Annotated in this window: 14 protein-coding genes and 1 tRNA gene; 6 read left to right on the top strand and 9 right to left on the bottom strand. The window is 65.8% G+C overall.

Annotated elements, in window-relative coordinates:
• Nucleotides 1–8: 8 nt before the first annotated feature.
• The 3 genes from WMC41_RS09070 to WMC41_RS09060 form a co-directional block, all read right to left on the bottom strand.
• Entirely contained in the window at nt 9–434 is a 426-nt protein-coding gene (locus tag WMC41_RS09070) for a GNAT family N-acetyltransferase (RefSeq protein ID WP_272805450.1), read from the bottom strand.
• A 35-nt stretch (nt 435–469) separates the two neighbouring features.
• Nucleotides 470–1,597: an S-(hydroxymethyl)glutathione dehydrogenase/class III alcohol dehydrogenase gene (locus WMC41_RS09065; protein WP_432347762.1), complete on the bottom strand. Its 1,128-nt coding sequence runs from the start codon at nt 1,595–1,597 to the stop codon at nt 470–472.
• Nucleotides 1,598–1,679: 82 nt separating this feature from the next.
• Entirely contained in the window at nt 1,680–2,084 is a 405-nt protein-coding gene (locus WMC41_RS09060; protein WP_432347760.1) for a helix-turn-helix domain-containing protein, read from the bottom strand.
• Nucleotides 2,085–2,227: 143 nt separating this feature from the next.
• Here WMC41_RS09060 and WMC41_RS09055 point away from each other — a divergent pair, with 143 nt between their 5' ends.
• Together WMC41_RS09055 and WMC41_RS09050 are read left to right on the top strand one after the other, a co-directional pair.
• Nucleotides 2,228–3,178 (top strand): DMT family transporter, encoded by a 951-nt coding sequence (locus tag WMC41_RS09055; RefSeq protein WP_432347758.1) that lies wholly within the window; start codon nt 2,228–2,230, stop codon nt 3,176–3,178.
• A gap of 91 nt (nt 3,179–3,269) precedes the next feature.
• Nucleotides 3,270–4,514 carry a hypothetical protein gene (locus WMC41_RS09050; RefSeq protein ID WP_432347757.1) on the top strand — a complete coding sequence of 415 codons (1,245 nt, stop codon included), beginning with the start codon at nt 3,270–3,272 and terminating at the stop codon, nt 4,512–4,514.
• Here WMC41_RS09050 and lipB read toward each other — a convergent pair.
• A complete protein-coding gene (gene lipB / locus WMC41_RS09045) occupies nt 4,487–5,233 on the bottom strand; it encodes a lipoyl(octanoyl) transferase LipB (protein ID WP_432347756.1) in 747 nt (248 codons plus the stop codon). The genes WMC41_RS09050 and lipB overlap by 28 nt on opposite strands.
• Nucleotides 5,234–5,427: 194 nt before the next feature.
• Here lipB and WMC41_RS09040 point away from each other — a divergent pair.
• Nucleotides 5,428–5,512: transfer RNA gene (locus WMC41_RS09040), tRNA-Leu, on the top strand.
• A 91-nt stretch (nt 5,513–5,603) separates the two neighbouring features.
• Here WMC41_RS09040 and WMC41_RS09035 read toward each other — a convergent pair.
• The gene (locus WMC41_RS09035; protein ID WP_432347755.1) at nt 5,604–5,852 is read right to left on the bottom strand and encodes a DUF982 domain-containing protein; all 249 of its coding nucleotides are present in this window, start codon (nt 5,850–5,852) and stop codon (nt 5,604–5,606) included.
• A 103-nt stretch (nt 5,853–5,955) separates the two neighbouring features.
• On the bottom strand, nt 5,956–6,450 hold the full coding sequence (locus tag WMC41_RS09030) for a peptide deformylase (RefSeq protein ID WP_432347754.1): 495 nt from the start codon (nt 6,448–6,450) through the stop codon (nt 5,956–5,958).
• Between the two features lie 306 nt (nt 6,451–6,756).
• Between WMC41_RS09030 and mgtE the strand changes: the two genes are divergently transcribed.
• Both mgtE and WMC41_RS09020 read left to right on the top strand, forming a co-directional pair.
• Nucleotides 6,757–8,187, top strand: coding sequence for a magnesium transporter (mgtE, locus tag WMC41_RS09025; RefSeq protein ID WP_432347753.1), 1,431 nt, complete (start codon nt 6,757–6,759; stop codon nt 8,185–8,187).
• Between the two features lie 117 nt (nt 8,188–8,304).
• On the top strand, nt 8,305–8,691 hold the full coding sequence (locus tag WMC41_RS09020) for a MerR family transcriptional regulator (protein WP_244765499.1): 387 nt from the start codon (nt 8,305–8,307) through the stop codon (nt 8,689–8,691).
• A 7-nt stretch (nt 8,692–8,698) separates the two neighbouring features.
• Here the strand turns inward: WMC41_RS09020 and WMC41_RS09015 are convergent, their stop codons facing one another.
• The 3 genes from WMC41_RS09015 to WMC41_RS09005 form a co-directional block, all read right to left on the bottom strand.
• Nucleotides 8,699–9,172, bottom strand: a complete 474-nt coding sequence (locus WMC41_RS09015) for a methyltransferase family protein (protein ID WP_272805445.1) — start codon at nt 9,170–9,172, stop codon at nt 8,699–8,701.
• 4 nt (nt 9,173–9,176) lie between these two features.
• Nucleotides 9,177–10,196: a DUF1624 domain-containing protein gene (locus WMC41_RS09010; RefSeq protein ID WP_432347752.1), complete on the bottom strand. Its 1,020-nt coding sequence runs from the start codon at nt 10,194–10,196 to the stop codon at nt 9,177–9,179.
• Nucleotides 10,197–10,288: 92 nt separating this feature from the next.
• Complete coding sequence (locus tag WMC41_RS09005) at nt 10,289–10,978, bottom strand: DUF599 domain-containing protein (RefSeq protein ID WP_244765502.1); 690 nt, start codon at nt 10,976–10,978, stop codon at nt 10,289–10,291.
• Nucleotides 10,979–11,554: 576 nt separating this feature from the next.
• Between WMC41_RS09005 and WMC41_RS09000 the strand changes: the two genes are divergently transcribed.
• Nucleotides 11,555–12,955, top strand: coding sequence for an L-serine ammonia-lyase (locus tag WMC41_RS09000; RefSeq protein WP_432347750.1), 1,401 nt, complete (start codon nt 11,555–11,557; stop codon nt 12,953–12,955).
• The last annotated feature ends 30 nt before the right edge of the window (nt 12,956–12,985 follow it).

Below are 12,985 nucleotides of genomic sequence, written 5' to 3'. Positions count from 1 at the left end.
GCGCAGTCTCAAGAATGGCCGGCAGGACGCTGCATGTCGATATGGGGAATACCATCCTCGACATATTCCCCCGATGTCGGCGCGAAACCCAAGGATCGGTAGAAGCGCTCCAGATGGCCTTGCGCGGAAAGGGCGATCGGTTGCCCCGGGAAATGCGCCTCGCAGGCCGATATCGCTTCGTGCATCAGGGCCTCGCCGAGGCGTTTGCCCCGGTGTCCGGGCGAAACGAGGACGCGGCCGATGCGCGGCGCCCTGTTCTCCGGTTGCCACAGGCGCGCATAGGCGGCCGTCTCGCCGTCGATCAGCAGCCGCAGATGCAACGCGTCCTCATCCTTGCCGTCGAGTTCGGGATAGGCGCAGGCCTGCTCGACGACGAAGACATCGACGCGCAGTCTCAAGAGAGCATAAAGCTCGACGGCGGAGAATGCTGCCATCCTCCGCACGTCGATTGTATAGGGGGCCGTGTCCGTCAATAGACCACGACACCGCGGATGGACTTGCCGGAATGCATGAGCTCGAAGCCCTCGTTGATGTCGTCGAGGGGCATGGTGTGGGTGATCATCGGGTCGATCTGGATCTTGCCGTCCATGTACCAGTCGACGATTTTCGGCACGTCGGTACGGCCGCGCGCCCCGCCGAAGGCCGTGCCCATCCACTGGCGGCCGGTGACGAGCTGGAACGGGCGGGTGGAGATTTCCTGGCCCGCGCCGGCAACGCCGATGATGACCGACTTGCCCCAGCCGCGATGGGCCGATTCCAGTGCCTGGCGCATCACCTTGGTATTGCCCGTGCAGTCGAACGTGTAGTCCGCGCCGCCGATCAGGTCGCCGTTTCGCTTCGTCATGTTGACGAGGTAGGGCACGATGTCGTCGCCGACCTCCTTCGGGTTGACGAAGTGCGTCATGCCGAACTTCTCGCCCCATGCCTTGCGGTCCGGGTTGATGTCGACGCCGATGATCATGTCCGCGCCGGCAAGGCGAAGGCCCTGCAGGACGTTGAGGCCGATGCCGCCGAGGCCGAAGACGATGGCGGTGGAGCCGATCTCGACCTTCGCCGTGTTGATGACCGCGCCGATGCCGGTCGTCACGCCGCAGCCGATGTAGCAGATCTTGTCGAAGGGGGCGTCCGGATTGACCTTGGCGAGCGCGATCTCGGGCAGGACCGTGAAGTTCGAGAAGGTCGAGCAGCCCATATAGTGGTGGATCTTGTCCTTGCCGATCGAGAAGCGGGAAGTGCCGTCGGGCATCAGGCCCTGGCCCTGCGTCGAACGGATGGCCGTGCAGAGGTTCGTCTTGCGCGACAGACACGAATAACATTCGCGGCATTCGGGCGTGTAGAGCGGGATGACGTGGTCGCCCTTCCTCACCGAGGTCACGCCCGGCCCGACATCGACGACGATGCCCGCGCCCTCATGGCCGAGGATGGCGGGGAAGAGGCCTTCCGGGTCGGCGCCCGACAGGGTGAAGTCGTCGGTGTGGCAGATGCCGGTCGCCTTCACCTCGACCAGCACCTCGCCGGCCCGCGGGCCTTCGAGCTGCACGGTCATGATTTCCAGCGGTTTTCCGGCCTGAACGGCAACGGCGGCGCGTACGTCCATCTTCGTCTCCCTATGCGGATTCTGTGTCGGGCCGACCATTGCAGAGCAGGTCCGGCCTCTCAAGTGCGGTTTCCGGAAAAAATCAGCCCTGATCTTTTTTGATCAATTTTGCGACCTCGGTTTCGAGCGCGGCGATCGCCTTGCCGGTCTGGTCGTGCAACTGGCGGATTTCCTGCAGCTGGCGCAGGAGCGGATGCAGGTGCTCCTCGCCAGAGGGATCCGCCGGCGCCTCGCCGATGCCGGCGATCAGCCAGGAGGGGGAGACCGAGAGAACGCCGGCCAGCATGAACAGCGCCTTCGTCTCCGGCTCGGCATGGTCGCGCTCCCAGCCGCTCACCGTGGCTTCCGGCAGGCCGAGGCGGGCGGCGAGGTCTTCCAGGCCGAGCCCCAGCGCATCGCGCGCCCGCCAGATGCGCCCGCCGAGCGTGTCGCCGTCGGCGCGGCCCGAAGGGAAGGGGATGGTGTTGCTCTCGCCGGGAAAGGTCATCGCGGCCTCCATTGTCCTTGCCGCAAGTCTACAGGCAAGGCGCGAGGCCGGGCTACCTCAAATGCGCCGCCCCGATGACGCGATTTCCGGCATTGCCAGCGTGCGGAAAAGGACTATGCAGAGGCGAACGAAGGAGTCGCAGCATGAACACCACGGCCAGCACCACCGATCCGTCGGGCGCCGGCACGATGCAGGGCGTGGCGCTGATGGCGATCGCCATGCTGCTCCTGCCCTGCATGGACGCCATCGCCAAATACATGGCGACCTTCGCGGACATGTCGCCGGGCCAGGTGACGTTCTACCGCTTCTTCTTCCAGGTGGTCTGCACGATCCCGCTGATCTTCACTGCGGCCGGCAGCGCCATGCTGCGGCCGAAGCGGCCGTGGCTCAACCTGCTGCGCGGCGCGATCCACGGGGCGGCGAGCCTTCTCTTCTTCGCGGCGGTGAAATACATGCCGCTCGCCGACGTCTTCGCGATCTATTTCGTCGAACCCTTCATCCTGACCGCCATGTCCGCGGCCTTCCTCGGCGACAGGGTCGGCTGGCGGCGCTGGCTCGCCATCGTCGTCGGCTTCGGCGGGGCGCTGATCGTCATCCAGCCAAGTTTCGTGCTGTTCGGCTGGACGGCGCTGCTGCCGGTCGCCTGCGCCTTCCTCTATTCCATCTATCTCTTCATGAACCGCGCGATCGGCGAGGCCGATTCGCCGCTGACCATGCAGACCATCGCTGGCTTCGGCGGCACGATCTTCATGGGCGCGGCGCTGTTCCTCGGAAATTCGGCCAGCATCGCCGATTTCGAACCCTCGCTGCCGGGCTCGCTCTTCGGCCTCGTCCTGCTCGTCATCCTCGGCGCGCTCTCCGGTTATGCGCATATGCTGGTCGTGCGCGCGTTCCGCATGGCGCCGCTCTCGCTGCTCGCCCCGTTCCAGTATTTCGAGATCATCTCGGCGACCGTGCTCGGCTATGCCATCTTCGGCGACTTCCCGACGCCCTCGAAATGGCTCGGCATCGCCATCATCGTCGCCTCGGGCCTCTTCATCATCTGGCGCGAGCACAGGAGCCGCAGGCTCCGGGCCGACATCGCCTTCGACTGACGGATTTTTCGCGCAGGGCCGAATCTTAACATTTGTTAGGAGATTGCCGCTAGGCTCGATGCAACCTGCCATGACGGCCGGGGAGGACGGCATGTCGACATCGGTTTCGGTGATCCTGCTTCTGGCGATCAATCTCGGCCTGATCTGGCTGCTGATCGCCGCGCCGGTCGGCCGCCGCACGCTGCACCTCACCCGCATCTTCAAGGCTCCGCCACCGCGCCTCGCCGCGCTCGTCAGCCCGCTCGGCGCCGAAGCGGACTGGCACCCTTCGGTCGTCTCCAGCGAGCGGCTGTCAGCCGGCCGGGTGCGGCAAACCTTCTCCCATCCCGACCGGCGGGGAAACCCGATCACCCGCACGCTGGCGGTGAACGAGGCGGCGGATGCGGAAAACATCGCCTGCGAAACGCGGGTGATCGAGGACAGCGCGCTCGATGCCGCCTTCTGGCGCAATTATGTGGAGCGGCGCACGCTGCGCCCGGTGCCGGGCGGGACGGCCCTGACCGTCGAGCAGACCGACCGATATCGCGGCGTCGCCTTCCTCCTCTTCCGCTACATCCAGCTCCGCCGGGAGATGGCGGCGCTCGAGCAATGGCTGGAGACCGGCAGCGGCGAGGTGCGTGGCGTGCTGGAGCGCCCGGCGACGCAGGCCGGCCTCGCGGTGCTCTCCACCCTGCTGCTCTGGCCGTTCTTCGGGCTGAATGCGCATGGCCTCCTGCTGTCCGCCTTGCTGACGGTGGTGATCGTCCTGCACGAGCTCGGCCACATGGCTGCCTACCGCACCTTCGGGCACCAGCGGGTGCGCATGATCTTCGTGCCGCTGCTCGGCGGCATCGCCGTCGGGGGGCGGCCGTACAATTCGCGGTTCGAGGTGGCGGTCTGTGCCCTGATGGGCGCCGGCATGCCGGCCTTTTTGGTGCCGCCGCTCATCGCGCTGCACGATGCGGCGGGCCCTTCCTCGGGCGCCGTGCTGCTGGTCTTCCTGCTGATTCTCGGCGCCTTCAACCTTCTGAACCTGCTGCCCATGCACCGGTTCGACGGCGGGCAGGTGCTGCGGCAGGTGTTTTCGAGCCGCGTCGGCCTTCTTTCGGCGAGTTTCCTGGTGACGCTGGCGATCCTCTGGGTGGGCTGGCGGATCGGCCTGCCGGTCGGCCTCCTGATCGCCGGCCTTGCGGTCTTCACCGTGCTGAGCCTCATCGGCGGGGGCGGCGTGAAGCCGCGCACGGCGCTCGATCCGATGACGGCGCCGCAGCGCCTGCTCGCCGGCTTCGGCCTCTACGCTGCCATCGTCCTGCACGGCTATGCGATCATCTATGCCTGCGACAGGCTGACGGGCTGACAGTCCGCCTCCGAAACGGTGGAGCCGAAGACATGCTCGAACGAATCGCGGATGCGCACATCCACATCGCTCATCATGACGGGCAGGCCGAGATCGACGAGGCTCGTCACGCCGTAGCCGCGGATGCCGCAGGGCACGATGCCGGAGAAATGGTCGAGATCCGGATCGACATTGAGCGAGAAGCCGTGAAAGCTCACCCAGCGCCGCAGGCGGATGCCGATGGCCGCGATCTTGTCCTCCGTCGGCGAACCGTCCGGCAGGGGCGGACGCTCCGGCCGGCGCACCCAGACGCCCACCCGGTCCTCGCGCCGCTCGCCGCGAACGTTCATCGAGGACAATGCGTCGATGACGACCTCCTCCAGCGCCGCCACGAAGGCGCGCACGTCCTGCCGCCGCCGCTTGAGGTCCAGCATGACATAGACGACCCGCTGGCCGGGGCCGTGATAGGTGTATTCGCCGCCGCGGCCCGTGGAGAACACCGGGAAGCGATCGGGCGCCACGAGGTCGGCGGCATCCGCGCTGGTGCCGGCCGTATAGAGCGGGGGATGTTCGACGAGCCAGACGAGTTCGTCGGCCTCGCCGTTCGCGATCGCCGCCGCCTCCCTTTCCATCGTTTCGACCGCCTCGTCATAGGCGACGAGGCCCTGCGCGACGCGCCAGCGCACCGGCGGCGAGCCGGGAATGGCGAGAAGGGAAGCGGATATGTCCTGACGCTGCATGATGGCCGTCCTTTTCGTTCCTTTGTGCCAGATATAGGCGCAATCCTGCAAGGATTTCAGGGGTTTCAGGGGGCTTGCGCAGGCTCTGTTGAAATTGTTCGCTTTTCGTCATTTTTCTTTCGCAACGGCCTTGTGCACCCCAAATGCTTTTGCTACATGCACCCCCGTCGCCGCAAGACGACACCTACCACGATGCGGTCGTGGCGGAATTGGTAGACGCGCAGCGTTGAGGTCGCTGTGGGGCAACCCGTGGAAGTTCGAGTCTTCTCGACCGCACCAAAAAACCCGGCTTTTCAGCCGGGTTTTTTGTTTTTGCTCACGGTTTCGATCCGCACGCTGTCCAACGGTGTTGAACGGCGCCGTCCCTCGCTCAGGCGACGATTTCCACGCGGGCTTCCCGCGCCGCCGCGATGAAGGCGAGGCGGGCACGCGCGGCGCTGGTGCGGCCCTCCAGCGCGCGGGCGCAGAAGGCAAGCGCCCGCTGGTAGGCCTTGCCGTAGGTCACCGGCCAGAGCTCGGCCAGGACATACATCGCATTGCGGATATCCTCGATGAAACGTGGGCGCAGGGCGCCCGGCAGCAGGATGCCCAGTTTTCGGTTCCAGTGGGTGATCGGCATTTGTCTCGTCCCTTCATTCGCGCTTGAGAATGCGGGTCGGGACCGATGGTTCCAAAAAAAAATCGCGAGGCGATTCCGCTTCGTGCAGAAGGGGTTTCGCGGTTCAGGCCTTGCCCTTGGCGTACTTCTTGACGATGCGCTCGCGCTTCAGCCGCGAAAGGCGGTCGATCCAGAAGATGCCGTCGAGCTGGTCGATCTCATGCTGCAGGCAGACCGAGAGCAGTCCGTCGGCCTCCTCCGTCCGCGCGGCGCCGGAAAGATCCTGGTAGGCGACGCGGATGCGGGCAGGGCGCTCCAGCTCGTCGGTCACGCCGCGCATGGAGACGCTGCCCTCCGTGTGGCGCTGCTTTTCCGGCGAGAACCATTCGATGCGCGGGTTCACATAGGCCTTGAGCGAGCCCGGCCCGTCGAGTTCGATCACGGTCAGCCGCTCCAGGATGCCGACATGGGCGGCGGTGATGCCGATGCCGGGGGCGGCCCGCATCGTGGCGGCGAGATCGTCGGCGAGCGTCGCCAGCCGCGCATCGAAGTCCTCGACCGCCCGGCAGGGCAGGCGCAGGCGCGGATCGGGGTAGCTGAGGATGGGAAGGATCGCCATGGGGCCTCCGGGGTGCCGGTTGTGCGCCCTTCCTAGCCTGTTTGCGGCAGGGGGAAAACGCCATGCCGGCGCAAGGCATCGCGATTCGTGTGATTTTCGTGAAATTGCAACAGCTTGCGAAATTTTTGCGTCCAGCCGGCTTTTGCCGCTTTCGAAGATGGACCGGCCGCGCGCTTTGCTTTAGCAGGGGGGGAAGGCAGCGTATCCGCCCGGCGGCGCGCTGCGCCTCAACCCTCTATGCAATCCCTGTCGTCCCAGCGCCGCCGACATGCCGGGCGGGACGAGCCCGATACAAGGAGCGGCCCGATGGACGACACCGGCGACGACGACCGTATCCGTCAGGGACAGGCAGACCACAGTACCTTCGACGGCGAGGACATCTATGCCGAGGACGGTTCGATCCGCTCGGACTTCCTCATGCATGTCGGCGCGGCGATCGCCGACCGCGACCTCCTGTTCCTGCGCCGGCATGTCGCGCGGCTGCACGAATCGGAAATGGGCGACCTGCTGGAGGCCATCCAGCCGGAGCAGCGCCGCCAGCTCGTCTCCCTGCTCGGCGACGACTTCGATCTTGCGGCGCTGACCGAGGTCGACGAGGCGATCCGCCTCGACATCGTCGAGCACATGCCGAACGAGCAGATCGCCGCCGCACTCGGCGAGATGGATTCGGACGATGCCGTCTACATCCTGGAAGACCTCGACCAGGAGGACCAGGAGGAGATCCTCTCCAAATTGCCGTTCACCGAACGGATCCGCCTGCGCCGCTCGCTGGACTATCCCGAAAGCACGGCCGGGCGCCGCATGCAGACCGAATTCGTCGCCGTGCCGCCGTTCTGGACGGTCGGCCAGACGATCGACTACCTGCGCGAGGACGCCGACCTGCCGGAGAGCTTTTCGCAGATCTTCGTCATCGACCCGACCTTCCGCCTGCTCGGCGCCATCGATCTCGACCGCGTGCTGCGCACCACGCGCGGCACGAAGATCGAGGCGATCATGCGCGAGACGAACCATCCGATCCCGGCAGAGATGGACCAGGAAGAGGCCGCCCAGCTCTTCGAGCAGTACGACCTTCTCTCCGCCGCCGTCGTCGACGAGAACGGCCGCCTCGTCGGCGTCCTGACCATCGACGACGTGGTCGACGTCATCCAGGAGGAGGCCGAGGAGGACCTGATGCGCCTCGGCGGCGTCGGTGACGAAGAACTGTCCGACACCACCATCGAGACCGTGCGCTCGCGCGCGCCCTGGCTGCTCGTCAACCTCCTGACGGCCTTCGTCGCCGCCTCGGTCATCTCGCTCTTCGAGGCGACGATCGAGGAGATCGTGGCGCTCGCCGTGCTGATGCCGATCGTCGCCGGCATGGGCGGCAATGCGGGCTCGCAGACGATGACCGTCACCGTGCGGGCGCTGGCGACGCGCAACCTCGACATCCACAATGCCTGGCGCGTCGTGCGGCGCGAGGCGGGCGTCGGCCTGCTGCACGGCCTCGCCTTCGGCCTGATGATCGGCCTCGTCGCCGGCATCTGGTTCCATGATGCCAATATCGGCGGCGTCATTGCGGCGGCCATGCTGATCAACATGAGCGCGGCGGCGCTCGCCGGCATCGCCATCCCGCTCTTCCTCGACAAGGCGGGGGCGGACCCGGCCGTCTCCTCCGCGGTCTTCGTGACCGCCGTCACCGATATCGTCGGCTTCTTCGCATTCCTCGGGATCGCGACCTGGTGGTTCGCCATCCGCTGAGGCTTTTGCGGGGAACGAATGGCGCGATCTTCCGTTGGGATAGATGTCGAAAAGAGCGAAAATTGACTTATACGTAAAAGTCAATAAAATGCCCGCCCAGACGAGATCGGAGCAGGCGTGGACAAGTTTTATACCATAACCGAGCTGACGCGCGAATTCGGGGTTTCCACCCGCACGCTGCGCTTCTACGAGGACGAGGGGCTGATCAACCCCGAGCGCCGCGGCCGCACGCGTCTCTTCCGCCCGGCCGACCGCCGCCTCATCCAGGAAATCCTGCGTGGCCGGCGCATCGGCTTCACCATCGCCGAGATCCGCGACATCATCCGCGTCTACAAAGACCCGCCGGGCGAGGTCGGGCAGCTGGAGATGCTGATGGCGAAGGTCAGCGAGAAGCGCGACGAGCTGCGCCAGAAGCGGCGCGACATCGAGGAAACGCTGGCCGAACTCGACAATGTCGAGGAGGCCTGCCTGACGCGCCTCGCCGAAATCGGCGTCGGCACCTGATCCCTCGTCAGATCCAGCGCGTCGTCCCGTTGCAATAACGCTCGAAATCGATGCCGAAGCGCGAGAGCAGGTGCAGCTCCTCGCGCTTGATAGCGACGATGCTCGTCAGCACGGCGGCGACCATGGCGGTCACGATGCACCAGGGATTGAGCACCGCAAGGCCGATGCCGGCGGTCGCCAGCGTATAGCCGAGATAGATCGGGTTGCGGGTGAAGCGGTAGGGGCCGGACGTCACGAGATGGGTCGAGCAGCGGTTCGGCAGGATCGTCGTGTGACAGTCGAGCAGCGTGCGCATCGCCCAGACATCCAGCACGATGGCCATGACGATCAGGATGCCGCCGGCCGTGCGGGCGATCCAGATGTTCGTCTCGGCCGCCGCGAGCGGAAAATACGCCTGGAGCAGGAAGGCCGCCGCGAGCGCCGCGCCGTAGATCAGCGGGGGCCAGGGAAAGGCGAGTGGCTTCATGCGATAGGCGTTCATGATCCTACTCCTTCAGGTCGGTCTTCGTTTCCGCATCCATCGTGCATTGCGACGAGATCGCGGCGATGCGCTCGTCCTTCGTCACGTCGATCGCACCGCGCGCAAGGTCGGTGAGCAGGTTCTCTTCCGTCAGCCGGTCCAGCGTGCAGCCGCAGAAACTGCGGCAGAACCCGTCGCCGCGCTCGCTTTCGCAGGCGCGCATGCAGCTCTTCGTATAGCCGACGACGGGATCGGCTGCAGGCGCGGGCACCACGAGGGAAAAACCGTAGACCAGTGCGATCAGCACGGGCTGATGGATAAGGTAGATGGCGAGACTGTGGCGACCCGCCGTCTCCAGAAGGCTTTTCCACCAGACTTTCGTCTGACCGCCGAAGCCGGCGAGCCGCTCAGGAAGCGGGCTTGCGACGAAGAGCCTGCCGAGCACGATGCCGATGAGCACCGGGGCGATCCAGGGCAGCAGCGGCACATAGTCGTTCGAGCGCGGGATATCGACCGAAAGCCCGACCCACCAGAGCGCCGGATGATCGAAGAACGGCGCGCGCAGATAGAAGGGCGCTGCGACGGCGGTGGCGGCGGCAAGCAGCGTCACGACGAGCGGCAGGCGCAGGAAGAGGAGGCCGACGAGGCTCGCCGCGGCAATGGCATGCAGGATGCCGAAGAAGATGAAGGTCTCCGGGAAGGCGAACCATGTGGCCAAGGTGATCGCCGCCGCCGCCAGCCCGATCTTGCCGAGCCGGATGAGGAAGGGCCTGGCGCGAAAACCCTGGACATGACCGAGCACCAGGCTGAAGCCGACGAGGAACAGGAAGGAGCCGGCGATCAACCGCGCGAAGATCTTCCAGCCGCCGGTAGTCGCCGTATCCGGCTCGATGTAGCCGAAGAAGCCGAGGTCCCAGGTGAAATGGTAGACCGCCATGGCGGTCAGCGCGAGGGCTCGGAGCTGGTCGATCAGCGGGATGCGCGGAAGGCGGCGCGGTACCGCGCCTTCTCCTGCCACATTGCCGTCAATCACCGTCGTCGTCATGGGTCGGGGTCGCCGCATTGCTTTGGTCCATGGGAGAATGTCACGCCAAGCTTGCGCCGGGCGGATGGCCGAAAGGTGGCCGCCGGGGGATGTCAGTCGAGCCGTTCGAGAACGGCGAGGCGCGCTTCGGAATAGAACTGCCGGCGCACGAGCACGACGATGATGCTGACCGTCGTCGCGATGAAGAGATAGGGGCTGACGAACCAGCCGAGATAGCCGATCGACAGGAAGATGGCGCGCAGCCCCATGTTGAAGTGTTTTGCCGCGAGGATGTTCATGCGGATGACCTTGTCGGCGGCAAGGTCGGCGCCGGCCGGGTCCTTGTGGATGTCGCCGCTCATCGGGATCGCGCCGAGCAGGATCGTGCAGTAGTTGAAGAGGCGGTAGGACCAGCCGAACTTGAAGAAGGCATAGCCGAAGATGCCCGCGAGCCCGCCGACCTTCAGCTCGAAGCCGGCGCGGCTGCCCTGGAAGACCAGCGGCAGGTCGCTGAAAATGGCGAAGACCTGCTCCGTTGCGCCGAGCAGCGCGAAACAGCCGCCGAGCGCCAGGATCGAGGTGGAGGCGAAGAAGGCCGTGCCGTTCTGCAGGCCGGCCATGATCTGCGTGTCGATCATGCGCAGGTCGCGGTGCATCGCGTTGCGGATCCAGACGGCGCGCTGCGAGCTCATCGCCCGCGTGAGGCTGACGCGGTCGAAGAACTTCGCCCGCTCCGTGATCCAGGAATATCCCGTCCACAGCAGGAGGAAGAGGGCGAGGGCGACGAAATCCGGTGTGCTCATGGCAAGCGTTGTGCCACGGATTCGGCATTTTGCAAGCGTCGCCGGGACGGCGGTCCGGGCCCGTTCAGACCTTGGGCGAAAAGGCGGCGGACCGCTGCCGCGGCTGCGCCGTCCAACCGTCTGATTTTGCGGCATGTCATGCGCCTGGCGCGGGGCTCCTATGATCGGGACGCCTTGGTTTCGCCATTTTTGGCGATTGCGGTTTCATGAAATCTTCATTAAACAGACCGCCATGCAGGGCCGCCGCGGCCGTTGCAACGACATCTTCCATTCGGGGAAATCATGGAAAGTACCGTTCAGAAATCCTGCTGGGGCGTCACCGCCCGCGCAGTCCTCGGTTTCGGCGCAGTTCTGGTCATCGCCTATCTTTTCGGCGGCATCTGAAAACACCCGCCCGTCATCCTTACATGAACAGCGTGCTTCCCCGCGAAGCGCGCTGTTTTTGTTTCGAGGGCTGTTGGAAGCGACATGTCGCGCAGGTAAAACCCGATGTCGGGAGATCGCCTTACGTGCGCCGCGTGATGACGTAGCTTCAGGGATCAGAGCGCCTGCCGAGGCAAGGGAGAAGTCCGGACCATGTTTCTTTCGGTATTCGATGTTTTCAAGATCGGGATCGGGCCGTCGAGCTCCCACACGATGGGACCGATGTCGGCGGCGAACCGCTTTCTCGACCTCATCCTCTCCGCCGACTGGCCGCGGCCGTCGGGCGCGCAGGTCGCGACGATCCGCATGAGCCTGCACGGTTCGCTCGCCTATACCGGCGTCGGCCACGGCTCCGACCGCGCCGTCATCCTCGGCCTGATGGGCGAGCGGCCCGATTCGGTCGATCCGGACCGCATGGACGCCATCGTCGCCGAGGTGGAGCGCACAGGCCGCATCACGCCGCCCGGCCATCCCGGCTATGCCTTCCGGCCGAAGGACGACCTGATCTTCGACAAGAAGAACCCGCTGCCCGGCCATGCCAACGGCATGACCTTCTCGGCCTATGACCGCGACGACCGGCTGCTCCTCAAGCGCATCTACTATTCCGTCGGCGGCGGCTTCGTCGTCACGGACACCGAACTGGAGCAGATGCGCGCCAGCAAGGCGAAGGCTGGCGACAAGAAGGTGCCGTTCCCCTTCGCCTCGGCCAAGCAGATGCTGGAAATGGCGGAGCGCTCCGGCATGACGATCGCCCAGATGAAGCGCGCCAACGAGGAAGCCACCATGTCGCGCCAGGAACTGGATGCCGGCCTCGACCGCATCTGGGGCGCGATGAAGAGCTGCATCGACCGCGGCCTCAAGAACGAGGGCATCATGCCGGGCGGGCTGAAGGTGCGCCGGCGTGCCCGCTCGATCCATGACAAGCTGCAGGAGGAGTGGCGCTCCAACAAGGCGAACCCGCTGCTCGCCAACGACTGGCTCTCCGTCTATGCCATGGCGGTCAACGAGGAGAATGCGGCGGGCGGGCGCGTCGTCACCTCGCCGACCAACGGCGCGGCGGGCGTCGTGCCCGCGACGATCCGCTACTACCTGCATTTCCACGAGGATGCCGACCAGGACGGCATCCGCGACTACCTGCTGACGGCGGCTGCCGTCGGCGGCATCATCAAGCACAATGCCTCGATCTCGGGCGCCGAAGTCGGCTGTCAGGGGGAGGTGGGGTCCGCCTCCGCCATGGCCGCCGCCGGGCTTGCCGCCGTGATGGGCGGCACGCCGGAGCAGGTGGAGAACGCCGCGGAAATCGCGCTGGAGCACCATCTCGGCATGACCTGCGACCCCATTGCCGGCCTCGTGCAGGTGCCCTGCATCGAGCGCAACGCGCTCGGGGCGGTGAAGGCCGTGACCGCCGCCTCGCTCGCACTCAAGGGCGACGGCGTGCATTTCGTGCCGCTCGACGCCTGCATCGAGACGATGCGCCAGACGGGCGTCGACATGAACGAGAAATACAAGGAAACCTCCACCGGCGGCCTTGCCGTCAATGTGGTGGAGTGCTGAGGCTTTCGCCGCGAACGCTGTGGAGTGCGA

Source organism: Shinella yambaruensis, from assembly GCF_050859155.1.
GTDB classification, from domain to species: Bacteria; Pseudomonadota; Alphaproteobacteria; order Rhizobiales; family Rhizobiaceae; genus Shinella; species Shinella yambaruensis.
Note: the sequence above shows the minus strand (reverse complement) of the source record. Positions and strands in the feature narration are given on the sequence as shown.

Coding starts and splice junctions, on each gene's coding strand:
- WMC41_RS09070 (WP_272805450.1), bottom strand. CDS start 434: ATGGCAGCATTCTCCGCCGTCGAGCTTTATGCTCTCTTGAGACTGCGC.
- WMC41_RS09000 (WP_432347750.1), top strand. CDS start 11,555: ATGTTTCTTTCGGTATTCGATGTTTTCAAGATCGGGATCGGGCCGTCG.
- mgtE (WP_432347753.1), top strand. CDS start 6,757: ATGGACGACACCGGCGACGACGACCGTATCCGTCAGGGACAGGCAGAC.
- WMC41_RS09005 (WP_244765502.1), bottom strand. CDS start 10,978: ATGAGCACACCGGATTTCGTCGCCCTCGCCCTCTTCCTCCTGCTGTGG.
- WMC41_RS09015 (WP_272805445.1), bottom strand. CDS start 9,172: ATGAACGCCTATCGCATGAAGCCACTCGCCTTTCCCTGGCCCCCGCTG.
- WMC41_RS09065 (WP_432347762.1), bottom strand. CDS start 1,597: ATGGACGTACGCGCCGCCGTTGCCGTTCAGGCCGGAAAACCGCTGGAA.
- WMC41_RS09030 (WP_432347754.1), bottom strand. CDS start 6,450: ATGGCGATCCTTCCCATCCTCAGCTACCCCGATCCGCGCCTGCGCCTG.
- WMC41_RS09050 (WP_432347757.1), top strand. CDS start 3,270: ATGTCGACATCGGTTTCGGTGATCCTGCTTCTGGCGATCAATCTCGGC.
- WMC41_RS09010 (WP_432347752.1), bottom strand. CDS start 10,196: ATGACGACGACGGTGATTGACGGCAATGTGGCAGGAGAAGGCGCGGTA.
- WMC41_RS09060 (WP_432347760.1), bottom strand. CDS start 2,084: ATGACCTTTCCCGGCGAGAGCAACACCATCCCCTTCCCTTCGGGCCGC.
- WMC41_RS09035 (WP_432347755.1), bottom strand. CDS start 5,852: ATGCCGATCACCCACTGGAACCGAAAACTGGGCATCCTGCTGCCGGGC.
- WMC41_RS09055 (WP_432347758.1), top strand. CDS start 2,228: ATGAACACCACGGCCAGCACCACCGATCCGTCGGGCGCCGGCACGATG.
- lipB (WP_432347756.1), bottom strand. CDS start 5,233: ATGCAGCGTCAGGACATATCCGCTTCCCTTCTCGCCATTCCCGGCTCG.